Source organism: Vibrio sp. DNB22_10_4 (assembly GCF_052879755.1).
This window is the reverse complement of the sequence record NZ_JBNNXW010000004.1, coordinates 47,828-72,188: the sequence shown is the minus strand read 5'-3', so window position 1 is coordinate 72,188 and position 24,361 is coordinate 47,828. Positions and strand designations below refer to the sequence as shown.

The following is a 24,361-nucleotide window of genomic DNA, read 5'->3' as shown; positions in this document are numbered from 1 at the left end:
TAATTGCTTCCCTGAAGGAGGTGTTATTTTAAAGAAAACTACTTGTTAGATGAAAGTATATATTGCTGACTTACATCAACTAAAGCAATATCTTTGATAAATTCTCTTCCTAGTAATATAGGGTGGGTCATTTGTGAGCGATCTGCCAGTGTAAATTGAGCTTTTTCATGGATTTTTCCAACACGGATCCAAAGTTCAACCACCGCTCTACGTTCCATTTTCTCACTGGTTGACTGACGAATTTTCACATATCGAATTACTGGCGCTTCTATCCAGCGATCATTTTCTTTGCGGGACTTATCATCAAGAAGTTTGAATTTTACCCACTGCTTACCATCTCTTTCGAATGCTTGAATATCCGATGCACTGAGTGAAGAAGTCACCGCGCCGGTATCCACACGCGCATCAAAACTGCGGTCGAGTATATCGAGGTGGACTTGTTCGACGGAGCCTAAAACAACAGGAGTAGAAGAGGAGGATTTAGGAGCGATAATTGGCAGTGGCTTATTTTGCTTTTCAGCTTGGTCTTCGCCAAGTTGTGCTTGCTTCAAAGCTTCGACTTCTTTAGTGAGTGCGATGACTTCGGTTTCTAAGCTATCAATGTAGTCAGCGTTGTTGCTTAACTGCAGTGTAAGGTTAGTCAGTTTGTTGTCGAGGCGCGCTTCAGATTCTTGAATTGCGCTGATGGTGTTTTGATGAAGTTCTTGGTGATTGACTGTAGAACAACCCGAAAGTAGGCCGATGGCGACAAGAGATGCCAAGCGTTTATACATCTTAAACCCTAAAAAACAATAAAATGGAACTGGAAGGCTAGGGATTTTATCGTAACCAATAGGGAGTGCGATACTCCCTATTGTCAGAGCTGCGTCAGACTTATAAAAGCTCGGTCAAAGTTGCTGTATTTGGCAACAATTTCTCAAAGATTGAGACTATTTGTTTGGGTTTTCAGCGACTAACACAGCACGTCTAGGTGCTGGATACCCTTCGACAGTTTTGCTTGGGTCGTTAGGATCTAAGTATTCAGGGAGTGAATTATGTGTCATCCAACCTGTGGTGCGTTGCTCCTCTGTAGAGGTAACGTTTTCATCTACAATACGAACATTCACAAAGCCAACTTTTTCTAACCATACTTTTAGCGCGCGCGCAGATGGGAAGAAGTACACATTACGCATTTGCGCGTAGCGATCGACGGGGACAAGCACGGCATTTTCATCACCGTCGATAACTAAGGTCTCTAATACGAGCTCACCGCCCGCGACCAACTGGTTCTTCAATTGGATCAGATGATCAAGAGGAGAGCGGCGGTGGTACAAAACACCCATGCTAAATACCGTATCAAAGGCTTGAAGTTCCGGAAGCTGCTCGATACCTAATGGTAAAAGGTGCGCACGCTGGTCGTCGCCCATCAGCTTACGAATTGCTTCAAATTGCACTAGGAATAGATGTGAAGGGTCGATACCCACACAAAGACGCGCGCCTTCACCTAGCATGCGCCACATGTGGTAACCATTGCCGCAGCCTACATCCAATACTGAACGGTTTTTAAGTGGGGAAATGTGCGGTAATACGCGATCCCACTTCCAGTCAGAGCGCCACTCGGTGTCGATATGAATATCGTGAACGCGATACGGGCCTTTACGCCACGGGTGGAAGGTGCGCAGCAGGTTTTCTAGCTTCTTCATTTCACCCATCGCAAGCGGTTCATTGTTCGCGAGTGACACTTCCGATTTCAGTTCAACATTATCAGGTTGACCGGTTGGAATCTTCGCGAGCGCACGCAACCAGCGGTCAAAATCACCGTGCTCGGCATTCTGCCAGTCGGTGAGTTGCTGTGGCAGGATGTTAAGCCAAGGCTGAAGTTTGGTATCTTGAGCGATGAGCTGATAAAAGTTAGCAAAGTTAAACATGAAACTCTCAACAATAATGGGTGACAATAGCTAGGGTAAAAATAGTATGCAGGTTATTTATAGATTGCAGACTACTTAATGGCGAACATAGATCCGAAGTTAAAGCATTGGAACCAGACTTCGTAGCTGGTGAAACCGATCTCTTTAAAGCGCTCTTTGTGCATTGTGATTGAATCAGGACGCATCACATTTTCAATCGCACTGCGTTTTTGACTGATTTCCAGTTCGCTGTAGCCGTTGGCGCGTTTGAAGTCATGATGCAGGTCGATAAGGAGCTCGTTTGAGTTCTCATCTTCAAACACATACTTCTCAGACAGAATTAGAATGCCGCCCGGGCGCAAACCGGCGTAGATTTTTTCAAGCAGCGTCCGGCGATCGTCTGGCGATAGAAACTGTAGGGTAAAGTTAAGTACCACAACAGAGGCATCTTTGATTTCAATATCGCGAATGTCTGCCTCGACAACAGCAACTGGCGTGTCTGAGCGGTAGGCGTTGACGTGCAACTTACAGCGCTCAACCATCGCTGATGAGTTATCAACGGCAATGATCTGGCAGCCTTCTTGGCTGATATTACGGCGCATGGATAGCGTTGCCGCGCCAAGTGAACAACCCAAATCGTAAATAGTGGAGTGTGGCTTAGCAAAGCGCTCTGCCAACATACCAATTGCAGAAATAATGTTGCTGTAGCCAGGTACGCTACGCTGGATCATATCTGGAAAGACTTCTGCTACTCGCTCATCAAAGGTGAAATCACCAATTCTGTCGATAGGAGCAGAGAAAATAGTATCTTTATTCTGCATGTTAAGATTCCCCATTGCCGATTCGGACGGACGCAATAAAAAAGGCGCGCATTTTACGTCATTTAACCTGAAATGTCATTATTGCTTTTACAGGCGGTGTCGTAGGGTTTTAGAGCGACTAAAACATGGAGATTTGATGATCATCTCGAAGACAAGGAAAGGTCGGTTTATCGCTTAAAGTAATGTTGCCGGCTAGTGATGCTTTGAGCTCCTTATATAGCTTGATTGCCAGTTCCGGTGCTTCCACATTGTCAGGCGTGTGGATCATCAAATAGGGCTGCTTACCTTGTTCAATCCACTGTTCCAGTTTCTTCTCCCAGGGTTTAAAAAACGCTAAGTTAGCTTCCATATCAGGGTGGCCAATAAAGCGGATCATTGGATGATCCGCTGTGGCAATGGCATGCACTGGTACTTTGGGCTTTTTGTCGTGAGCATCAATAACCGCTGCGGTGGTAGGCGCCGCGGCAAAAACGGGGCGAGAGTCCATAATAATGCGGTCGATGTGATGCTCCATGAGCCATTGGTTGAAGACTCGCTCTTGTTCGGATTTATTGAAAAAGCCTAAATGCCTCACTTCAACCCCAAGTTTCATCTCAGATGGAAACTTGGCGCAGAACGCTTGCAGGGCAGGGAGATCGGCAGGTGAAAACTTACTTGGCAGTTGAATGGTCCACATACCCACTTTGTGGTGCAAAGGTGCCATGACCTGCAAGAACGCAGTAAGCTCATCTTGGCATTGGTTGAGCATTCGTTCATGAGTAATCGATTTAGGAAGTTTAAAGGTAAAGCGGAAAGCATCAGAGGTAGAATCATTCCAACTGGTGACAGTCTTCGCGCTTGGTGTGGCGTAAAACGTTGTGTTGCCTTCGACCGTATCAAATACAGACGCGTAGCGCTCTAAGCGTTCCCCAGGTTTAGTACCTTTTCCGTAGAAAGAGTGCTGCCAGTCATTGTGAGACCACATGGTTAATCCAAGTCGCAATGTCGGTTCACTCATTTCTCATCCTTTCTATGCAAGTCAACAAAAGCCAATAAGGAATAGGATTTGTTGATATTTTGTCCGTTTCAAGTGTTCTAGCTTAGCAACAGGCAATTAAACACAACAATTCTATCAAATTAGGTCGATTTTAGACGATTTTCCGAGTATAAATGAACCTTTGATTTTGTGGGTGGATTTAGTATTGGCGACTTTTCATGCCATCACCCACAATATAGATTTCATATAAACGTTTTCATATAAACAATCGGAAATTGGGAAATTCATTATGCGTAGCCATTACTGTGGTCACCTGAACAAGTCCCTTGCAGGACAAACTGTAGAACTGTGCGGCTGGGTAAACCGTCGTCGTGATTTAGGCGGTCTTATCTTTATCGATATGCGAGATCGTGAAGGTATCGTTCAGGTTGTTGTTGATCCAGATATGGCGGATGCTTATGAAGTAGCGAACCAACTTCGTAACGAATTCTGCATCAAGCTAACTGGTGAAGTTCGTGTACGTCCAGAGAGCCAAGTAAACAAAGACATGGCAACAGGTGAAGTTGAGATCCTTGCAAAAGGTCTTGAAATCATCAACCGTAGCGACGTGCTACCTCTAGACTTCAACCAAACGAACACTGAAGAGCAACGTCTGAAGTACCGTTATATCGATCTACGTCGCCCAGAGATGAGCGATCGTATTAAACTGCGCGCTAAAGCATCAAGCTTTGTTCGTCGTTTCCTAGATGACAACGGCTTCCTAGACATCGAAACGCCAGTACTAACGAAAGCGACGCCAGAAGGTGCTCGTGACTACCTAGTACCAAGCCGCGTGCACAAAGGTTCGTTCTACGCACTTCCACAGTCTCCACAGCTATTCAAACAGCTGCTGATGATGTCTGGCTTTGATCGTTACTACCAAATCGTTAAGTGTTTCCGTGATGAAGACTTGCGTGCTGACCGTCAACCAGAATTCACTCAGATCGATATCGAAACATCATTCATGTCGGCTGACCAAGTACGTGAAGTAACTGAAAAAATGGTTCGCGACATGTGGCAAGAGCTACTGAACGTAGACCTAGGTCAGTTCCCAGTGATGCCATTCTCTGAAGCGATTCGTCGTTTCGGTAGCGACAAGCCAGATCTACGTAACCCACTAGAGCTAGTGGACGTTGCTGATCTTTTGAAAGACGTTGAGTTCAAAGTGTTCTCAGGTCCTGCAAACGACGAGAAAGGTCGCGTAGCGGTTATCCGTGTACCAGGCGGCGCTAAACTGACTCGTAAGCAAATCGACAGCTATGCTGAGTACGTAGGTATCTACGGCGCGAAAGGTCTAGCATGGATGAAGGTTAACGACCGTGCTGCTGGCATGGAAGGTATCCAATCTCCAGTCGCTAAGTTCCTAAACATCGATGTGATCAATGGTATTCTTGAGCGTACGGACGCAGAATCTGGCGACATCATCCTATTCGGTGCAGACAAAGCAAACACAGTTGCAGAAGCAATGGGCGCGCTACGTCTTAAGATTGGTAAAGATCTTGAGCTTACGGACGAGTCTATGTGGGCTCCACTATGGGTTGTTGACTTCCCAATGTTCGAAGAAGATGGCGAGGGTAACCTGCACGCAATGCACCACCCATTCACGTCTCCTCTTGGCATGACGGCGGAAGAGCTAAAAGCGAATCCAGCAGCTGCAAACTCTAACGCATACGACATGGTTCTAAACGGCTATGAAGTCGGCGGCGGCAGCGTTCGTATCCACAACGCAGAAATGCAAGCAGCGGTATTCGAGATTCTTGGTATCGATGTAGAAGAGCAACGTGAGAAGTTCGGATTCCTACTAGACGCACTGAAGTTCGGTACACCACCGCACGCAGGTCTAGCATTTGGTCTTGACCGTCTAGTGATGCTACTTTGTGGTACAGAGAACATCCGTGACGTTATCGCATTCCCGAAAACAACCGCAGCAGCATGTCTACTAACAGACGCACCAAGCGCAGCAAACCCAGCAGCACTTGAAGAGCTAGCGATTGCAGTAACGGCAGCGAAAGAGAAGAAAGACGCTTAATCTTTCTCGTGTGTTGCGGCGATGCGCAGCGAGCCTTTAGCTCCTCCCCTTTATAAGGGGAGGCTGGGAGGGGTGCTCTTTTCTTGCTTATTGATTGAAATAAAGCAAGAAGATCAAGAGCACCCCCTCTAACTCCCCCTTATTAAGGGGGAGAACATCAGGCTCGTTACTACGTAACATCGCCGAGCGACGCGCAGCGAGCTTTTTAGCTCCTCCCCTTTATAAGGGGAGGCTGGGAGGGGTGCTCTTTTTCCTGCTAATCAATTGAAATAAAGCAGTAAGATCAAGAGCACCCCCTCTAACTCCCCCTTATTAAGGGGGAGAACAAAACAGGCTCGTTACTGCGTAACATCGCAAAGCCCAACACACAACAAAAACTCCCGCATTCGCGGGAGTTTTTGTTTCTAAATTCTGTATAGTTATACCACCCTATAAAAGTCCAAATTCATAGAACTCAAAGGATTAACCATGGCAGGTCACAGTAAATGGGCGAACATTCGTCATCGTAAAGCCGCGCAGGACGCTAAGCGTGGCAAAATCTTCACTAAGCTAATTCGCGAAATCGTCGTTGCCGCAAAAGAGGGTGGAGGCGATATTGACAACAATCCAAGACTTCGCGCCGCAATCGATAAAGCACTGTCTAACAACATGACTCGCGACACAGTAAACCGCGCGGTGTCTCGTGGTGCTGGTGGTGAAGGTGATGACAACATGGAGACCGTCATCTACGAAGGTTACGGGCCTGGTGGCACAGCTGTGATGGTGGAGTGTATGACGGACAACCGCAATCGTACCGTTTCTGGTGTTCGTCACGCGTTCTCAAAAGCGGGTGGTAACCTAGGTACTGATGGCAGTGTTAACTATCTGTTCGATAAGAAAGGGGTTATCTCATACGCACCGGGTCTAGATGAAGACGAGGTTATGGAAGTCGCTCTCGAAGGCGGTGCCGATGATATCGAAACCGGTGAAGATGGCGCGATCGATGTATACACCGATCCTACCGAATTTGGCTCGGTTAAAGACGCACTGGACGAAGCTGGGTTTGACGCGTCAAACGCGGAAGTAACCCTAGTGCCTTCAACGAAAGCAGATCTAGATGAGTCTACAGCACCAAAATTGTTGCGACTTATTGACGCATTGGAAGATCTCGATGACGTCCAAGAGGTATACCACAACGGTGATATCTCTGATGAAGTTGCAGCGACGTTAGAGTAAATAGCGAGAAACAATGTCTATTATTTTAGGAATTGACCCAGGCTCACGAATCACAGGCTACGGCGTGATTCGTCAGCAGGGTCGACATTTGCAGTATTTGGGGAGCGGCTGTATCCGCACCTCAGAAAAAGAATTACCCGGTCGACTAAAACAGATATACGCTGGTGTCAGTGAAATCATTACTCAGTTTCAGCCGGATGTGTTCGCTATTGAGCAGGTCTTCATGGCCAAAAATGCCGACTCAGCGCTGAAGTTGGGTCAAGCAAGAGGCAGTGCGATTGTCGCTGCGGTAAACCACGATTTACCCGTTTACGAGTATGCGGCAAGGCTTATTAAGCAGGCAGTCGTGGGTACCGGCGCCGCAGACAAAGCCCAGGTGCAGCACATGGTGATGGCGATGTTGAAGTTGCCTTCTAAGCCACAAGCAGACGCAGCCGATGCGCTCGGCGTTGCTATCTGTCATGCCAACACCAACAAAACGCTCGTCGCGCTTGCTGGTAAAGCGAGTGGTGCAAAGAAAGGGCGCTATCGTTAATCTTGAGGATCGTCTCTTTAAGGCGTTACCGTCTTGGATACCGATAGTTTTAACGATAACCAGCCCACAGTTTTAGAGCTTTTTACCTAGTGCGCCTTGTTAATTATTTGTTAACTTTCTAAGATTGGTCTGATGAGTGAGTCAAAGGACCAATAATAAGGAAAACAAAGGCATGTGGCACAACTTAATAAATAACGCTCAAAGTCTCTCCCGTAATACTCTTCGCAAAGCTGAAATCACCGCTGTATTTACTGTTGTCGCGCTGATCGTTGGTCTGTACAGCGCTATTAAGTGGCAATCTAACGGACATGCATTGCTGTTTTTAACGTCGGTACTGCTTATTGCAATCGAAGTTATTGGCTTGGTGGTGTTGCGATTTACCAAGCAAATCACGCTAGCGCTCAATATCGGCTTCCTTGGGATGGTGGTTCATGCAGTGAACATCATTTATCAAAGCGGCGGCATCGTAGATTCTACTCAGGCATTTTGGGCCCCTTTGCTCATTGTCGCTTTCTACCTCTCGGCTTCTAGAGCGATGGCGCTGACTTGGAGTGTCGGTATTCTGCTGGTCGCGGGCGTTATGACTTACCTTCACACTAGTGGCTTTTCATTCCCAACGATTTCACTATCGGCCTCTAAGCAAAATGTAGAAATTTGGTCTGGCATGCTGCTGCCACTTTGCGTGATTTGTTTTGCCCAGAGCTTTACCGCGAAGCAAAAAGAGAGTGCAATTCATCGTGCAGAAAAAGCGATGAAAGAGAGCAAACTGCAAGCCGAAAAAGCCTCGCAAGGTGAAAAGCGCATGGATGGCATGTTAGTGACCGTAAACGCCAGTGTGAAAGAGCTCGATGAAGTGATACATCAGGTAAATACGCAATCGTCGCAGCTAAACTCAAACGTACAGTCGCTTGGCATGAACAGTGCTTCACAGGCGAGCGCTGCAGAAGAAATGAGCCAGCAACTAGAACAGTTGTCTTCGTTTACTCAAGAGTCTGTGAACTTCATGGAGCAAGTTATTGGTCAAACCGACGCAATCAAGCAGCAAGCGGAAAGCAGCTCGGAAATGCTTAGTGCGTCCACTGAGGCGATTGCCAATATCGATAGTAGTAACCAAAAAGTCGTGTCTGTCATTGAGCTAATCACCTCAGTGGCTGAACAAACCAATTTGCTGGCACTCAATGCAGCCATTGAAGCTGCGCGAGCGGGTGACCATGGCCGCGGCTTTGCGGTCGTTGCTGAGCAGGTGAGGGAGCTCTCTTCGAAAACCAGTAACTCAGTTGAGGAAATTCGCACCCTAATCAGCAACAGTCAGCAGCAGATTGACTCAGGGCAACAGACAATCCAGACCACAGTGAAAGAGCTCAGCCAGATGATTGAGCAAGTCCAAGTCATTTCAACTGAAATCACCGACCTCAGTCACTTAGTTACCCAGCAAAACCAAGCAATAGGCGAGCTAGATCAAGCGAGTAGCGATGTGGCACGCTCGGTAACAGGGAGCAAAGCAATTGCTGAGGATATTCAAACCATCAGTGACGAGCTCAATCAACAGATAGCAGAAGGCACTGAGCTCTCCGAGCGACTGCGCTCGGCTATGAGCTAAAATGTGAAGAGAATAACTGGATACCCATCCAGTTATTCTATATCCTAAGCCCTATTGCAACGAACAATGAGACATAGACTGTGATAGGACGACTGCGTGGCACGCTAATCGAAAAACAACCTCCTGAACTACTGATTGAAGTTGGTGGCGTAGGGTACGAAGTTCAAATGCCAATGAGCTGTTTTTACGAGCTGCCAGAAATTGGTCAAGAAGCCATTATTTACACCCATTTTGTCGTTCGTGAAGACGCACAGCTTCTTTACGGATTCAATACCGTGCGAGAGCGCGCTTTGTTCCGCGAAGTGATCAAAGCCAACGGTGTCGGTCCTAAGTTGGGTTTGGGTATCCTATCTGGTATGTCTGCCAGCCAATTTGTCTCGTGCGTTGAGCGCGAAGATATCTCCACCCTTGTTAAACTGCCTGGCGTGGGTAAGAAAACCGCTGAACGTCTCGTCGTTGAAATGAAGGATCGCCTTAAAGGTTGGGGCGCTGGTGACCTGTTTACGCCAGCGACGGACGCTGCGCCGATGGACAGTGCTGGTGCGATGTCTAGCGAAAGTGCCGAAGAAGAAGCGGTAAGCGCGCTGCTTGCACTGGGTTACAAACCAACGCAAGCATCGAAAGTGGTTTCTCAAGTAGCGAAGCCAGACATGACCAGTGAAGCGCTGATCCGTGAAGCACTGCGTACTATGGTTTAATGACCAAGCGGTATTTTTAGAGAGACAGTTAGATGATTGAAGCCGATCGCTTAATCGCCCCAGAAAACCCAGTTTTCCGTGATGAAGACGTCATCGATAGAGCTATTCGTCCTAAGAAGTTGGCTGACTATGAAGGTCAGGATCACGTTAGTGACCAGATGGAAATTTTCATCAAGGCCGCACAGCTACGTAACGAAGCGCTCGATCATTTATTGATATTCGGACCTCCTGGTTTGGGTAAGACCACGTTGGCGAATATCGTTGCCAACGAGATGGAAGTAAACATCCGTACCACTTCTGGCCCAGTGCTTGAAAAAGCTGGCGACCTTGCTGCGCTGTTGACCAATCTTGAAGAAAACGATGTTCTGTTCATCGACGAGATCCACCGTTTAAGCCCAATGGTGGAAGAGGTGCTGTATCCGGCGATGGAAGATTATCAGCTGGATATCATGATTGGTGAAGGGCCTGCGGCTCGCTCAATCAAGATTGATTTGCCGCCGTTTACGCTCATTGGTGCAACGACGCGCGCGGGCTCATTGACGTCACCGCTTCGTGACCGATTTGGTATCGTCCAGCGTCTTGAGTACTACAAGATTGCCGACCTTCAAAATATCGTGCAGCGCAGTGCTCGTTGCTTGGGCTTGTCGATGGATCCAGAAGGGGCGCTAGAAATTGCCCGTCGAGCTCGTGGTACACCTCGTATTGCTAACCGACTGCTACGCCGTGTGCGTGACTATGCAGAGGTGAAAGGTAACGGGCATATCTGTGCTGACATTGCAGACAAAGCTCTGAACATGCTAGATGTCGATAACCAAGGTTTCGATTACATGGATAGAAAACTGCTGCTCGCCATCATGGAGAAGTTCTCTGGTGGCCCTGTCGGGTTAGATAACCTAGCGGCAGCGATAGGTGAAGAGAAAGACACTATCGAAGATGTCATTGAACCTTATTTGATTCAGCAAGGCTATCTGCAACGAACCCCGCGTGGGCGTATTGCCTCAGATAGAGCCTACTTACACTTTGGAATCGATAAAGTTTAAAGCCGCGATGTAGGACTGTAATACGCAACTCATGTTCTACATCACAGTAATGAAATTTGCCAGACCAATTATTGAGCTGCATATTTGTAAAGTAATATTGCGAATATGCAGCTTTCTTTTATTTACATTTTCTATCACTAAAATCTATCAATTTCGTGATTTTCGTTCACACGGTTACGCACATTGTTTATAATCCCTTGCCACTAAAGGGGTATTAGCGGCTGCTAATTTTCTTTTTTTGCACACCACATCAAACTCTCTTTCCAAATAAATTTGATCTGAATCAGTGTGATTAAAGATCGTACAATTCACTTCTTCTATTTATTGACTTACATCAAAGCATTTTCCTGAATAAACCTTTTGAAACCGATTCAATTTCCCAGTAATATTAGCTCCAGCTATATTAGCGCAAGCTTAACAATTAACTAACCATTGAGGTACATTTTTGCAACAAGGATGCTGATTTGCTCAACAAGTTTAATTTCCATTAAACAAGTATCCTCGGCGCATAATGTAGAACGTGTCGTTCAGCCGACACAAAAGGAGTTATCATGATAGACGTTGTTGATCTGTCGAGATTGCAATTCGCAATTACGGCAATGTATCACTTCTTGTTCGTTCCATTGACTCTAGGTATGGCATTCTTACTTGCCATCATGGAGTCCCTCTACGTAATGACCAACAAGCAAATCTACAAGGACATGACCAAGTTCTGGGGTAAGCTATTTGGTATTAACTTCGCCCTAGGTGTGGCTACCGGCCTTACCATGGAATTCCAGTTTGGTACGAACTGGTCCTACTATTCCCATTACGTGGGTGATATTTTCGGTGCGCCGCTGGCGATCGAAGCCCTCGTTGCCTTCTTCCTCGAATCCACCTTTGTCGGACTCTTCTTCTTCGGATGGGATAGGCTTTCAAAACGTCAACACTTAGCCGTTACCTGGTTGGTTGCACTTGGTTCTAATTTCTCAGCACTTTGGATCCTAGTTGCGAACGGTTGGATGCAGCACCCTGTGGGCGCAGAGTTCAACTTCGAAACCATGCGTATGGAAATGGTTAGCTTCGCAGAAGTGGTACTCAACCCAGTTGCTCAAGTTAAGTTTGTTCACACAGTAGCGTCAGGCTATACCACAGGTGCGATGTTCGTTCTGGGTATCAGTGCGTACTACCTACTGAAAGGCCGTGATGTAGCGTTTGCTCGTCGTTCATTCGCGATTGCAGCGTCGTTCGGTATGGCTTCTATCCTTTCTGTTATCGTTCTTGGTGACGAATCTGGTTACGAGCTTGGTGACGTACAGAAAGTGAAACTTGCGGCTATCGAAGCAGAGTGGCATACAGAGCCAGCTCCAGCAGCGTTCACTGTGTTTGGTCTTCCAAACCAAGACAAGATGGAAACTGACTTTGCGCTTAAGATCCCATACGTAATGGGTATCATCGCAACACGTTCTATCGATACACCAGTTCAAGGTCTTCGTGACCTACGTGAAGAGCACGTGGATCGTATCCGTAACGGTATGTACGCTTACGAACTTCTAGAAAAACTGCGTGCAGGTGAACGTACAGACGCAAACATAGAAGCGTTTGATGATGTGAAGCAAGACCTTGGTTACGGTCTACTGCTTAAACGTTACACCGACAAAGTTGTTGATGCGACAGAAGATCAAATCCAAGCGGCTGCGGATGACTCTATCCCAACAGTTTGGCCACTATTCTGGTCGTTCCGTATCATGGTTGCGTGTGGCTTCATCATGCTATTCGTCTTCGGTGCGGCATTTATTCAGACATGTCGTCAGAAAATTGAACAGAAAAAATGGATCCTTAAAGCGGCACTATTTAGCATTCCACTACCATGGATTGCAGTAGAAGCCGGTTGGTTTGTTGCTGAATTTGGTCGTCAGCCATGGGCCGTAGGTGAAATCCTGCCTGTACACGTGGCAGCATCAGCACTGACAGCAAGTCAGATCTGGACATCACTATTCGCAATCATCGCTCTATACACGGTGTTCCTAATTGCAGAAGTTTACCTAATGGTGAAATTTGCACGCAAAGGCCCGAGTAGCTTGAAGACAGGTCGCTACCACTTCGAACAAAACGTCGAAACGGTAGAGAACAAAGTTAGTCGTCAAGTAGAAGCGTAAGCAAGGAGAAAAAGAATGTTTGATTACGAAGTCTTACGATTCATCTGGTGGATACTGATCGGCGTACTGTTTGCTGGTTTCGCTATCACCGATGGTTTTGATATGGGGGTAGGTGCACTTGTACCTATCCTAGGTAAAACGGACACTCAGCGCCGTGTAATGATTAACTCTATCGCCCCACACTGGGACGGTAACCAGGTTTGGCTAATCACCGCTGGTGGTGCGTTATTTGCTGCTTGGCCGCTAGTGTACGCAACGTCGTTCTCGGGTTTCTACCTAGCAATGATCCTTACTCTAGCAGCGCTTTGGCTACGTCCAATCGGTCTAGATTACCGCTCTAAGCTAGAAGACAAACAGTGGCGTAACGCTTGGGATATCGGTATCTCAATCAGTGGTTTCGTACCACCACTTATCTTTGGTGTGGCGTTTGGTAACCTACTACAAGGTGTACCATTCCAGTTAAGCGACTTTATGATGCCGACTTACCACGGTTCATTCTTCGGCCTGCTTAACCCATTCGCACTATTGTGTGGTCTGGTAAGCCTGTTCATGATCCTGCTTCAAGGTTCAACATGGCTACAAATGAAGACGACAGGTGATATCCATACTCGCGCTCGCAACACAGCGCAAATCATGGGTCTACTCACAGTAGTGGCATTTGTAGGTGCAGGTTTCTGGATCCAAGGTATCGATGGTTACCTAGTAGTAAGCAGTATCGATGGCAACGCGGCTTCAAACCCACTAGTTAAAGAAGTGGTTCGCGAAGCCGGTGCGTGGATGACGAACTTCGAGAAGTACCCACTACTATGGATTGCGCCAGCACTAGGTGTGGTTATGCCTCTACTAGCGGTTCTAGCGTCTCGTCTTGAGAAGTGCGCAATTTCATTTATTGCTTCTTCTCTGGCCAACGGTGGCATCATCTTTACTGCTGGTTTTGCAATGTTCCCATTCGTAATGCCAAGCAGCCTGAATCCAAACCACAGCTTGACTATGTGGGATGCGACGTCAAGTGAATTGACTCTGAATCTAATGACAGCGGTAGCGTTTGTTATGGTTCCAGTAATTCTTAGCTACACAGCTTGGACTTACTACAAAATGTTTGGTCGTCTTGATGACAAGTTCATCGAAGAAAACAAGAATTCACTTTACTAAGGAGCATTTAACATGTGGTATTTCGCTTGGATTTTAGGTGTTCTTTTGGCTTGTGCATTCGGTATCATCAATGCACTTTGGCTTGAACACAGTGAGATGATGGACGAAGACAGTGAGTAAGCTTAACCAACAGTTAGAGCAGATTCACAAGCCTATGGATAAGGTGCTACTTCGCGCCTTATCACTGGTGCTTGGTTTTGCCAACGCAGGTCTGTTTATGTGGAGTCCAGAGGGCTACGACGCAGCCATCGGTGGCTTTGCACCATGGTTAGGACTTGCGTTTGTATTGTCTCTCTGTTCAAGTATGGTCTACGGCATCGGCTTCAAACCTAGGTTTTGGCTGTGGCAACTGGTGTTTAGCCCGTACTTGTCACTAACTGTGTTGAGTTACTTAACGTTAATGTACGTTTTTTAGAATAAACCCGAGCCATTGCTCGGGTTTTTTACTTTTTGAAACAATGAAAAGCGAGTAATCGCTAATATCTTCATCAATTAAGTGTAAATTTTGGCACTTTAATCAAAAATTCTTGTCAGCACTTATAACAATCACAATGAGTTGCGTTATATTAATGCGTAGTTTTATTTAGGAAGTGATCAGTTTGTCTCAGTTATCATCGTATTTCGAATTTCCTGTGACCGTTTATTACGAAGACACGGACGCGGGAGGTGTCGTTTACCACTCGAACTACCTCAATTTCTTTGAACGTGCCCGCACCGAGCTACTTAGAAGCAAAGGTGTCAATCAGCGTGTGTTGCTAGAAGAGCATACTGGCTTTGTGGTTCGTCATATGGATATCGACTTTATCCGTGGTGCACGCTTGGATGACCAGCTCACCGTAAAAACCTATATTGAAGAATTTAAGAAAGCGTCGCTAACCTTTGCTCAAGAAATTGTCGACCAACAAGGTGTGACAATAGCGAAAGCACTGGTTAAAGTGGCATGTATAGATAATGTTAAAATGAAGCCGAAGGCCATTCCTTCGTCTATCGTAGTGGAGTTAAAACACAGTGACGGCTGATATTTCATTTGTAGACCTCATACTCGAGGCAAGCCTACTTGTTCAATTGGTCATGCTGATTCTGATGGGCATGTCAGTCGTATCTTGGGCGATGATCATCAAGCGCAGCAAAGTGCTAAAAGAAGCCACCAAAGAATCTGAGGCGTTTGAAGACCGTTTTTGGTCAGGCGCTGATCTTTCTCATATCTACCAAGATGTGAAAAAGCGCAAAGATGAGCTTTCAGGTACAGAAGAGATTTTCTACTCTGGTTTTTCCGAGTTTTTGCGCCTTCGTAAATCGAACGCCGACTCGCCAGCTTTCATTATGGAAGGGACTGGTCGCTCAATGCGCGTTGCTGTTTCCCGTGAAGTGGAAGAGCTAGAAACTAACTTACCATTCCTAGCGACCGTTGGCTCTATCAGCCCTTACATCGGTCTGTTTGGTACGGTTTGGGGTATCATGCATGCGTTTATCGCGCTTGGCGAAGTAAAACAAGCCACACTTGCTATGGTAGCGCCAGGTATCGCGGAAGCGTTGATTGCAACGGCGATGGGTCTATTTGCGGCAATTCCAGCCGTTATGGCATTTAACCGTTTGAGCAACAAAGTGAGTAAGCTAGAACATAATTACGCTACCTTCTCAGAAGAGTTCCACAGCATTTTGCACCGTCAAGCGATGGCCGCTAGGGAGCAATAATGGCTGGCTACCAACCGAAAAAACGCAAGCTGACCTGTGAGATTAACGTCGTACCTTATATCGACGTTATGCTGGTGTTACTTATTATTTTCATGGTGACGTCGCCTTTTGTTACTCAAGGGGTGGATGTTGAGCTGCCAAAGACCTCAACGGCACAACCCGCGTCTGAACTTGCCGGTGATACCGATGCGAGTTTTATCATTGTTGAAGTAGACCGTGACGGGAACTTAGGGCTAAGCGTTAACAATGAGGACGTGAAACGAGGTTTGAGTCTGCAAGACATTATTGTACGAGTTAAAGCTGAGCTTTCGATTAATCCTAACTCTCCAGTCGCAGTGGGTGGTGATGCGTCCACGCCATACGCAGAGGTGGTGTTACTGTTGGACGAGCTTAGCCAAGCCGGTATTCCAAAGGTTGGCCTACTCACGGATCTAAGGGAATAGTTGTCGCAGCCGTATGAAAAGCAATAAGCACACTAAAAACAGCTACGGAAAGCCAATTGCGATCTCTTTGCTTGCTCACGCATTGCTTGTCGCCGCATTACTGTGGGGTACCGACTTTAACATGGATAAAGCGGAGCCAACCGGAATGGTGCAAGCCGTGGTGATCGATCCAGCGCGCGTTCGTCAGCAAGCGGCAGAAATCCGCAAGCAGCGTGAAACCGCGGCTAAAAAAGAGCAAGACCGTCTTGATAAATTGCGTCGTGAAAGTGAACAGCTAGAACGTAACCGCAAAGCTGAGGAAGAGCGCATACGTAAGCTGAAAGAGCAGCAAGCGAAAGATGCTCAAGCCGCTCGCGAATCAGAAAAGCGTCGTAAGGTAGAAAAAGAGCGTGCCGAAAAAGCCGAAGCTGAGCGTAAAGCCAAAGAAGAGGCGATTCGCATAGCTGAGAAAAAACGCATAGCTGAAGAAGCCGCGATTGCTTTAGCCGCGCAGGAGCGTCTAGAACAAGAGCGAGCTGTAAAAGAAGCGCAAGAAAAAGCTCAGCGTGAACGTGAAGCCGCAGAGCGTGCCGAGCAAGAACGTATAGCCCAGGAAAAAGCCGCGGCTGAAGCAGCCGAAAAAGCGCGTATCGAGAAAGAGCGACTTGAGCAAATAGAGCGCGATCGAAAAGAGCAAGAGGCGGCGCTGAACGATATTTTTTCAGGACTAGAAAGTGAAGCCGCGAGTAACTCCGCGGCTCGTTCCAGTCAGGTCGATATCGAACTTGCCAAAATGGGTGAGATCTACAAGCAGCTTATCCAGCAGCACATTCTCACCGACTCCAGCTTTCGCGGTAAAGAATGCCGTGTAAACCTGCAATTGATTCCCGCTGGTAGCGGTGCGATTGCAGGGACAGTAAAAGTATTAGAGGGCGATGCTCGCTTGTGTAATGCCACCAAAAGTGCCATTTCACAGGTTCGTTCGTTTCCTCTCTCCGAATTTCCTGAAGTTAATGCTCAGCTAAAGAACATTAACTTGACATATAAGCCACAGTTATAAGGAAAAACCTGTGATTAAGCGAATATTACTAGGAATGGCAATGGTCATGAGTTTTGCTACTCAAACTGCCAACGCCGCGTTAGAACTTGTTATCACCGATGGTATTGACTCAGCAAGACCGATTGCCATTGTGCCTTTCAAATGGGAAGGTGAGGGCAAATTACCGCATGATGTCTCGGCGGTGATTGCTTCTGACTTGCAGCGCAGTGGTAAATTTAGCCCTGTTGCAACCAGCAAAATGCCGCAAACGCCTTATGATGCATCGGCAATTAATTTTGAAGCGTGGACTGGCCTTGGCGTTGATTCACTTCTTACCGGCACTATCGTTAAAAATGCTGAAGGCAATTATGAAGTGAGCTATCAGCTCGTTGATGTAGTTCGTGGTCAGCTCACCGGTGGACAGTCAAAAGCACTGAGCGACGATGGCCAATTAGTGCTATCTAACGACCATATTCTATTCAAGAAGAAAGCGACCGTTCCCGGTCCACGTCTTCGTGAATATGCACACCGCATTTCGGATCTTGTCTACGAAGAGCTTACAGGCGAGCGCGGTGCGTTTTTAACTCGCATCGCTTACGTAGTGGTTAACGACAAAGACGCGTACCCATACCAAATGCGTATCGCGGATTACGACGGCTACAACGAGAAGATGGTACTTCGCTCAAAGCAGCCGTTGATGTCTCCAGCTTGGTCACCAGATGGTAAGCAATTGGCTTACGTTAGCTTCCAAAATGGCCAAGCAGAAATCTTCATCATGAATATCTACACAGGTAAGCGTGAGAAGGTAACGTCATTCCCTCGTCACAATGGTGCGCCAAGATTCTCTCCGGATGGGAAGTCTCTCGCAATCACCTTGTCGAAGACTGGGCAACTGCATGTATATACGCTAAATCTGGAAACCAGAAAACTGCGCCAAATTACCCGCGGCCGATCAAATAATACAGAACCGTTCTGGAAACCAGACGGTAATTCCCTTATTTTTACGTCGGATAGGGGTGGTAACCCTCAGATTTATGAAGTAAATTTGTCTGATGGTAAAACCAATCGTATCACGTGGCAGGGTAGCCAAAACCTCGGTGGGCAGATCACCCCTGATGGTCGTTACCTCGTGATGGTGAATCGTTCCAACTCTGGATTCAATCTTGCAAAACAAGATCTAGAAACAGGCTCGGTACAGATCCTCACCAAAACACTGCTTGATGAATCACCAAGCATCGCACCAAATGGTGGCATGGTGATATACAGTTCCATCTATAACAAAACTAACGTCCTTTCGATGGTATCTATTGATGGGCGATTTAAAGCTAGATTACCGGCTACAAACGGGCGCGTAAGAGCTCCTGCATGGTCACCGTTTTTATAGCAATTAAATTTTTTAGGTTAAGGAAATAACAATGCAATTAAACAAAGTTTTTAAGGGGTTGCTAATCGCACTGCCAGTTCTTGCAATGACGGCGTGTAGCTCAAGCGACGACGCTGCGTCATCAACAGGTGCAGAGACGAACAACCAAACGCAACAAGAAACAACAACTGTTGCGACACCAATTGATGAGAATGCACAGCTAACTGAACAAGAGCTAAAAGAAAAAGCACTTCGTGAAAACCAAACGATTTACTTTGCATTCGATAACTCTACTATCGCTGGTGACTACGAAGATATGCTTGCAGCACACGCAGCATACCTAAGCAAAGATGCATCACTACAAGTGACTATCGAAGGTCACGCAGATGAGCGCGGTACACCTGAGTACAACATCGCACTAGGCGAGCGTCGTGCACAAGCTGTTGCTAAGTACATCCAAGCTCTTGGCGTACAAGCAGACCAAATCTCTATCGTTAGCTACGGTGAAGAGAAACCACTAGTACTAGGTCAATCTGAAGACGCGTACGCGAAAAACCGTCGCGCAGTGCTAGTTTACTAATCCAATCTGCCCAAGATTGAACATGTTGCAGCGTTCGCGCTGCAACATTGTCGTTTTAGGGCTCGGCTATTAAGGATCCTACCTTTATGACAAGTAACATTAAGCGCGCTGTTACGCTTACGTTACTAGCCGGAATGGCAAGCTCAGCGCTTGCTGCGAAAGCACCGGTTACCGACTTGAGCGCAACATCTTCTTCGGCAACTGCTGCCTCTATTACAGCGGCATCTGCTGCTAACGAAACCGACGTTCAGCGCCTAGAGCGCCTATTGCAAAACCGCAACCGAGTGCAACTGCAAATGCAGCAGCAGCTCGATGAAATGACGCAAGAGATTGCCACCCTTCGCGGCCAGCTAGAACGCAATACTTATGACATGAACCAGATGGTTCAGCGTCAACGTGAACTGTTTATTGAAATCGACAAGCTTCGCTCACAACAAGGCGCAGCCGCCGTCGCAGTTCCTGTCGCGACAGACAAGGCGAAACCAGAAGGCAAGTTCACCACCAATGTCGACGAACAAACGGCATACCAAAATGCAGTCGACTTGATTTTGAAAAAGCGCGACTACACAGGCGCAATCACAGCCTTCAAACAGTTCCAGGCTGATTTCCCAGAATCGACTTTCATGCCAAACAGCCACTACTGGCTAGGCCAGCTTTATTTTGCTAAGCGCCAAGACGCAGAAGCAGAAAAGAGCTTTAAGGCTGTAATTGGTTTTGCAAAATCCAACAAACGAGCGGACGCTCTAGTGAAGTTGGGTGACATTGCCAAACGTGGCAACAAAACTGATGAAGCAAAGAAGTACTATGAACAAGTGATTAGCGAATACCCAGGCAGTTCTTCTGCCAAGGTTGCTAAGTCTAATTTACAGTAAAGCGATTTCGTGAGGCTAGGCGATGTGCTTAGCTCTCAACACGCTTTCAGTAGACCCCTGCCTGCGCAGGGGTGACGACTTCTTTGGATGAGAGGTCGCTAAAAGGTGATTTCAACACAACTGAAAGCCTCAAAAAGCCCGTTATTCCACTGGCCGAACGCCTACGCAGGCAGGAGTCTACTCATCACTAACTCAAAACCCAATTCAGAAACCAAACCCAGTTAAAATACAAATCGATTAATGCCACTTTAACCACGAATGCCAACCCAAAAGCTGTTATTCCACTGGCCGTGCGCCTACGCAGACAAGAATCCACTCACCGCAAGCAACAATCCCAAAAAACGCAAACTATCTCCTCGATAGCCTGTTCAGGCCACTTTCTATTCAACTTTGGTCGATTCCTGCCCTAGTGCCTTTGTTCTATCAATAATATCCGTGTACAATGCTCGGACTATTTGGAAGTAGCATAGAGCAACCGCTATGAGCCACATCTTAGACTCAATTGATACGGTATATCCGTTTCCCCCTAAGCCTGTTCCGTTATCTGATAACGAGAAGCAGCAGTACATCGCAAGTATCAAATCGCTACTAAAACAAAAAGACGCGGTTCTGATTGCACACTATTACACCGATCCAGAGATCCAAGCTCTTGCAGAAGAGACGGGTGGATTTGTGGGTGACTCGCTAGAAATGGCGAAATTCGGTAACCGTCACGACGCATCAACGCTGATCATTGCTGGCGTTCGCTTCATGGGTGAATCTGCGAAGATCTTAACGCCAGAAAAGCGCATCCTAATGCCAACACTGGAAGCAGAGTGCTCGCTTGATCTTGGCTGCCCAGCAGACAAGTTCTCAGAGTTCTGTGACGCGCACCCAGACCACACAGTTGTGGTTTATGCCAATACATCGGCAGCGGTGAAAGCACGCGCTGATTGGGTAGTAACATCAAGTATCGCGCTTGAAATTGTTGAAAGCCTAGATGCTGAAGACAAACCGATTATTTGGGGGCCAGACCGCCACCTAGGTTCGTACATTGCGAACCAAACCGGTGCCGACATGTTACTGTGGCAAGGTGAGTGTATCGTTCATGACGAATTCTCATCAAAAGCACTGAAAGACATGAGATCGGTTTACCCAGATGCAGCCATTCTGGTTCACCCGGAATCGCCAGCAAGCGTTGTTGACCTCGCTGATGCAGTAGGCTCAACCAGCCAACTTATCAAAGCGGCGAAAGAGCTACCGAATAAGCAGCTTATCGTGGCCACAGACAAAGGCATCTTCTTCAAGATGCAGCAGTTAGTGCCAGAAAAAGAGCTAATCGAAGCACCAACGGCAGGCAATGGCGCGACATGTCGCAGCTGTGCACACTGCCCTTGGATGGCAATGAACGGTCTTAAAGCGATTGAGAAAGCGCTACGTGATGGTGGCGAAGAGCACGAAATCTTTGTTGATGAAGCACTTCGCGTGAAATCACTGATCCCGCTAAACCGCATGCTTGATTTTGCTGAGCAGCTACAAATTAAAGTGAAAGGCAACGCGTAACTCGCTGATTCATTCACATTAATGATCAAAAACCAGTCTTCGGACTGGTTTTTTCGTATATGCTTATTACAAAACGTTCACAAGGAATCACGTGGTTATCTGGATCCAGCTTCGCAAGTGGTTACACAGCCATTTGTTTGAACTTAAATTTCGAACTTTGATGATGGCGTTGCTGCTTTATGTTGTCGCGTCCTGGGCGCTGTTGTCGCTCAGCGGCGAAACAGAGCTCACAACGCCTATATCACAGTTTATCTATTTTATTGTCGTGACGGCATCGACCGTGGGCTATGGCGATCTCTCGCCAACCACAGAGGCCGGCCGATGGGTTGCTATATTATTTATTATCCCTGGTGGGTTAATGTTGTTTGCAGCGCTGCTTGGCCGAATGGCAGCGTTAGGCTTGGAATCTTGGCGCGCAGGTCAGTTGGGAAAAAGGAAGGTAAGAGTGGATAACCATATTTTGATGTTAGGCTGGAATGGTCAGCGAACAATTCACCTTATTCGTATGCTACAACATGAAGAGACGGGTAGAAGACCCATTGTGTTGTGTAGCCGCTCTGATATTGAAAATCCGTTGCCGGGCGAAATTGCGTTCGTTAAAGTAAACAGCTATACCGATGGCCGCGAGATGGAAAAGACCAACATTGAGTCTGCTAGCTGTATTCTTATCGACAATCCAGAGGACGACATCACCTTGTCCGCCGCGCTCTATTGTGCAAACCGCAATCCAGAGGCGCATTTATTGGTGTATTTTAAAGACGAAGCACTGAGCGATCTACTTCACCAACACTGTCCGAACTCTGAGTGTATTCCTGCCGTGGGCGCAGAAATGCTTGCCAAAGCCGCAGTCGACCCAGGTTCGAGTGCGCTTCATCAAGAGCTACTGAGCTCCACTCGTGGGATGACCCAATATTCCGTCCGCTACCCAAGCTCTGCCAAAGCAACTAAGGTGAACGCACTGTTTCAATGGATGAAAGCGGAATACCAAGCCACGTTGATCGCTGTGGACGTAGGGCAAGGGATAGTCCTCAATCCCGAGTTGGATTTGGATATTGAACCGGGTACCAAACTTTTTTACATCGCCGATGAGCGAATTGATTCTTTCCATTGGGAGTCGAGATAGCCCGCCAATACAGGCTTTGTTTGCAGGCTTATTCTTACGACAAGATAACGTAATCGATACCATACAAAATATTTATTGATACAAAAATACATACTGTATATTATGCGCGCGTTTTATGAATTTAGTGAATGAACGTTCATTCACTAAATGTCATTTTGTTGATTAAGGTGTCCTTGTCCATGCGTGTTCGTTTGTTGTCGGTTTCTTTGGTTGCTGCACTAGTGTCCAGCTCGGCGGCTTATGCTGCTAACCTAGAAACTTCCAATGCTCCCCACTCTCTGCCAACCTCGAAACAGGACATGGTGTTCGAGAGCGATATCGATAAAGCCAATGCGCGAGTCGATGAGTACCAAAACGCCATCGACTATCTCAAGTCCCAAGACAATGGGGATGATCAAGCGAAACAAGATGCCAACAGCCAAGTCTCCAACAAACAGGCCGTGAGCGATTTGAAGTACGCTAAAAAGTACTATCAAGAAATTAATGGCCTGCCTATGTTTAGTTTTCTTGGCGGTCCGGCTTATACCCCAGAACAAGGACTATTGGTCGCTTTGGGCGGATTGTATTCGTTCAAGACTGATCGCGTGCAAAGTGCGCTGCAGCGCTCGAGTTTATCGGCGTTCTTGATTGGCAACTATGGTGATTCCGAAGTGGGCTATGGCCTAAGTGGCCATCATGAGCTGTATTGGAACAACAACGATGTTCAGTTCAAAGGCAACTTTAATCTTGGCTCTCAGAGCAAGCATTATTGGGGTATTGGTTATGACGCAGCGAACGACTTTGAGTTCGGTGAGGTAACAAAATACTCAGCTATCGAGAACAACTACAAAGGCAACCTCATCTATCGCTTAACCGGCAACTGGTTCGCAGGGCCTGCTGTAAAACTGAACTACTACAGCCCGACCTCTGAGCCTGAAGCGGCCTTTATGGATGAAAACTTTAACACCTTTAAAGACAAGCCATTTACTTGGGGTTTGGGTGCGAGTCTGCAATATGACAGCCGTGACGTGGCCGTGAACCCATGGAGTGGTTCGCTGTTTCGCAGTGAAGTGCTGCTATACAGTGAGGCACTGGGCAGTCAGGCGGAATACCAAAAACTCGATATGGAGTACCGTACTTTCCATAGCGTCGCCGAAGGTAGAGTGATTGCACTGCTTGCTCATTATCAGCAAGCATTTGGTGATGTGCCGTATTACGACATGCCGGAAATCGGTGGTGCGAGTTCAATGCGCGGTTATTACCAAGGACAGTATCGAGACAAAGTAACGGCGGAAGTCACCGCGGAGTACCGCCATACGTTTCGTCGTGACTCTGGCGTACTATCAAACCATGGTATGACAGCGTGGGCGGGTGTTGGCTCTGTAGGCAATTCTATGGATGACTTGACTGGGCATGCCATCGTCTCTTATGGGGTAGGATATCGTTATGAACTCCAGCCTCGAATGAACATCAGACTCGATCTCGGTATGGGTCGACACGGCTCAGCGTTCTACTTCAACTTTACTGAGGCCTTCTGATACAAAAACGCCCTCACTATCGTGAGGGCGTTTGACTAGCAATACTGTTGGTAACCATAGCTGTTCAACCAACTATTGA

The 24,361-nt window shown here is 47.0% G+C and carries 24 protein-coding genes; 20 read left to right on the top strand and 4 right to left on the bottom strand.

What is annotated here, in order from left to right; all coding sequences use genetic code 11:
• Positions 1–38: 38 nt before the first annotated feature.
• The 4 genes from ACVA6Q_RS13120 to ACVA6Q_RS13105 all read right to left on the bottom strand — a co-directional run bounded on the left by ACVA6Q_RS13120 (position 39) and on the right by ACVA6Q_RS13105 (position 3,704).
• On the bottom strand, positions 39–773 hold the full coding sequence (locus tag ACVA6Q_RS13120; protein ID WP_446647815.1) for an ATP-dependent zinc protease family protein: 735 nt from the start codon (positions 771–773) through the stop codon (positions 39–41).
• Between the two features lie 156 nt (positions 774–929).
• Positions 930–1,907 carry a tRNA 5-methoxyuridine(34)/uridine 5-oxyacetic acid(34) synthase CmoB gene (gene cmoB / locus ACVA6Q_RS13115; protein WP_446647814.1) on the bottom strand — a complete coding sequence of 326 codons (978 nt, stop codon included), beginning with the start codon at positions 1,905–1,907 and terminating at the stop codon, positions 930–932.
• A 71-nt stretch (positions 1,908–1,978) separates the two neighbouring features.
• A complete protein-coding gene (cmoA, locus tag ACVA6Q_RS13110; protein WP_353496554.1) occupies positions 1,979–2,707 on the bottom strand; it encodes a carboxy-S-adenosyl-L-methionine synthase CmoA in 729 nt (242 codons plus the stop codon).
• Between the two features lie 118 nt (positions 2,708–2,825).
• Positions 2,826–3,704, bottom strand: coding sequence for a DUF72 domain-containing protein (locus ACVA6Q_RS13105; RefSeq protein ID WP_446647813.1), 879 nt, complete (start codon positions 3,702–3,704; stop codon positions 2,826–2,828).
• A gap of 268 nt (positions 3,705–3,972) precedes the next feature.
• On the opposite strand from ACVA6Q_RS13105, the gene aspS reads away from it, so the two are divergent.
• The 20 genes from aspS to ACVA6Q_RS13005 all read left to right on the top strand — a co-directional run bounded on the left by aspS (position 3,973) and on the right by ACVA6Q_RS13005 (position 24,282).
• Positions 3,973–5,751: an aspartate--tRNA ligase gene (aspS, locus tag ACVA6Q_RS13100; protein WP_446647812.1), complete on the top strand. Its 1,779-nt coding sequence runs from the start codon at positions 3,973–3,975 to the stop codon at positions 5,749–5,751.
• Positions 5,752–6,219: 468 nt separating this feature from the next.
• Positions 6,220–6,966 carry a YebC/PmpR family DNA-binding transcriptional regulator gene (locus ACVA6Q_RS13095; protein WP_446647811.1) on the top strand — a complete coding sequence of 249 codons (747 nt, stop codon included), beginning with the start codon at positions 6,220–6,222 and terminating at the stop codon, positions 6,964–6,966.
• A gap of 13 nt (positions 6,967–6,979) precedes the next feature.
• Positions 6,980–7,501 (top strand): crossover junction endodeoxyribonuclease RuvC, encoded by a 522-nt coding sequence (gene ruvC, locus ACVA6Q_RS13090; RefSeq protein ID WP_353496550.1) that lies wholly within the window; start codon positions 6,980–6,982, stop codon positions 7,499–7,501.
• Positions 7,502–7,673: 172 nt separating this feature from the next.
• A complete protein-coding gene (locus ACVA6Q_RS13085) occupies positions 7,674–9,101 on the top strand; it encodes a methyl-accepting chemotaxis protein (RefSeq protein WP_353496549.1) in 1,428 nt (475 codons plus the stop codon).
• Between the two features lie 80 nt (positions 9,102–9,181).
• Entirely contained in the window at positions 9,182–9,799 is a 618-nt protein-coding gene (gene ruvA / locus ACVA6Q_RS13080) for a Holliday junction branch migration protein RuvA (protein ID WP_353496548.1), read from the top strand.
• A 32-nt stretch (positions 9,800–9,831) separates the two neighbouring features.
• Complete coding sequence (gene ruvB / locus ACVA6Q_RS13075; protein WP_446647810.1) at positions 9,832–10,839, top strand: Holliday junction branch migration DNA helicase RuvB; 1,008 nt, start codon at positions 9,832–9,834, stop codon at positions 10,837–10,839.
• A 551-nt stretch (positions 10,840–11,390) separates the two neighbouring features.
• Positions 11,391–12,977, top strand: coding sequence for a cytochrome ubiquinol oxidase subunit I (gene cydA / locus ACVA6Q_RS13070; protein ID WP_353496546.1), 1,587 nt, complete (start codon positions 11,391–11,393; stop codon positions 12,975–12,977).
• Positions 12,978–12,992: 15 nt separating this feature from the next.
• Complete coding sequence (gene cydB / locus ACVA6Q_RS13065; RefSeq protein ID WP_353496545.1) at positions 12,993–14,129, top strand: cytochrome d ubiquinol oxidase subunit II; 1,137 nt, start codon at positions 12,993–12,995, stop codon at positions 14,127–14,129.
• Positions 14,130–14,141: 12 nt separating this feature from the next.
• On the top strand, positions 14,142–14,249 hold the full coding sequence (gene cydX, locus ACVA6Q_RS13060; protein ID WP_006075291.1) for a cytochrome bd-I oxidase subunit CydX: 108 nt from the start codon (positions 14,142–14,144) through the stop codon (positions 14,247–14,249).
• Positions 14,242–14,544 (top strand): cyd operon protein YbgE, encoded by a 303-nt coding sequence (gene ybgE, locus ACVA6Q_RS13055; RefSeq protein ID WP_353496544.1) that lies wholly within the window; start codon positions 14,242–14,244, stop codon positions 14,542–14,544. The genes cydX and ybgE overlap by 8 nt, the downstream gene beginning before the upstream one ends.
• A gap of 184 nt (positions 14,545–14,728) precedes the next feature.
• The gene (gene ybgC / locus ACVA6Q_RS13050; RefSeq protein WP_446647809.1) at positions 14,729–15,148 is read left to right on the top strand and encodes a tol-pal system-associated acyl-CoA thioesterase; all 420 of its coding nucleotides are present in this window, start codon (positions 14,729–14,731) and stop codon (positions 15,146–15,148) included.
• A complete protein-coding gene (tolQ, locus tag ACVA6Q_RS13045; RefSeq protein WP_353496543.1) occupies positions 15,138–15,824 on the top strand; it encodes a protein TolQ in 687 nt (228 codons plus the stop codon). Before ybgC ends, tolQ begins: the two co-directional genes overlap by 11 nt.
• Complete coding sequence (gene tolR / locus ACVA6Q_RS13040) at positions 15,824–16,267, top strand: protein TolR (RefSeq protein ID WP_112460498.1); 444 nt, start codon at positions 15,824–15,826, stop codon at positions 16,265–16,267. The genes tolQ and tolR overlap by 1 nt, the downstream gene beginning before the upstream one ends.
• A 13-nt stretch (positions 16,268–16,280) precedes the next feature.
• On the top strand, positions 16,281–17,306 hold the full coding sequence (gene tolA, locus ACVA6Q_RS13035; protein ID WP_353496542.1) for a cell envelope integrity protein TolA: 1,026 nt from the start codon (positions 16,281–16,283) through the stop codon (positions 17,304–17,306).
• Positions 17,307–17,340: 34 nt separating this feature from the next.
• The gene (gene tolB / locus ACVA6Q_RS13030; RefSeq protein WP_420884622.1) at positions 17,341–18,669 is read left to right on the top strand and encodes a Tol-Pal system beta propeller repeat protein TolB; all 1,329 of its coding nucleotides are present in this window, start codon (positions 17,341–17,343) and stop codon (positions 18,667–18,669) included.
• Positions 18,670–18,700: 31 nt separating this feature from the next.
• Positions 18,701–19,228, top strand: a complete 528-nt coding sequence (gene pal, locus ACVA6Q_RS13025) for a peptidoglycan-associated lipoprotein Pal (RefSeq protein WP_112460501.1) — start codon at positions 18,701–18,703, stop codon at positions 19,226–19,228.
• Positions 19,229–19,314: 86 nt separating this feature from the next.
• Positions 19,315–20,100, top strand: a complete 786-nt coding sequence (ybgF, locus tag ACVA6Q_RS13020; protein ID WP_446647808.1) for a tol-pal system protein YbgF — start codon at positions 19,315–19,317, stop codon at positions 20,098–20,100.
• Between the two features lie 480 nt (positions 20,101–20,580).
• Positions 20,581–21,642: a quinolinate synthase NadA gene (nadA, locus tag ACVA6Q_RS13015; RefSeq protein ID WP_353496539.1), complete on the top strand. Its 1,062-nt coding sequence runs from the start codon at positions 20,581–20,583 to the stop codon at positions 21,640–21,642.
• A gap of 133 nt (positions 21,643–21,775) precedes the next feature.
• Positions 21,776–22,765 carry a potassium channel protein gene (locus ACVA6Q_RS13010; RefSeq protein ID WP_418642270.1) on the top strand — a complete coding sequence of 330 codons (990 nt, stop codon included), beginning with the start codon at positions 21,776–21,778 and terminating at the stop codon, positions 22,763–22,765.
• 179 nt (positions 22,766–22,944) lie between these two features.
• Complete coding sequence (locus ACVA6Q_RS13005; RefSeq protein WP_446647807.1) at positions 22,945–24,282, top strand: BamA/TamA family outer membrane protein; 1,338 nt, start codon at positions 22,945–22,947, stop codon at positions 24,280–24,282.
• Positions 24,283–24,361: the final 79 nt, after the last annotated feature.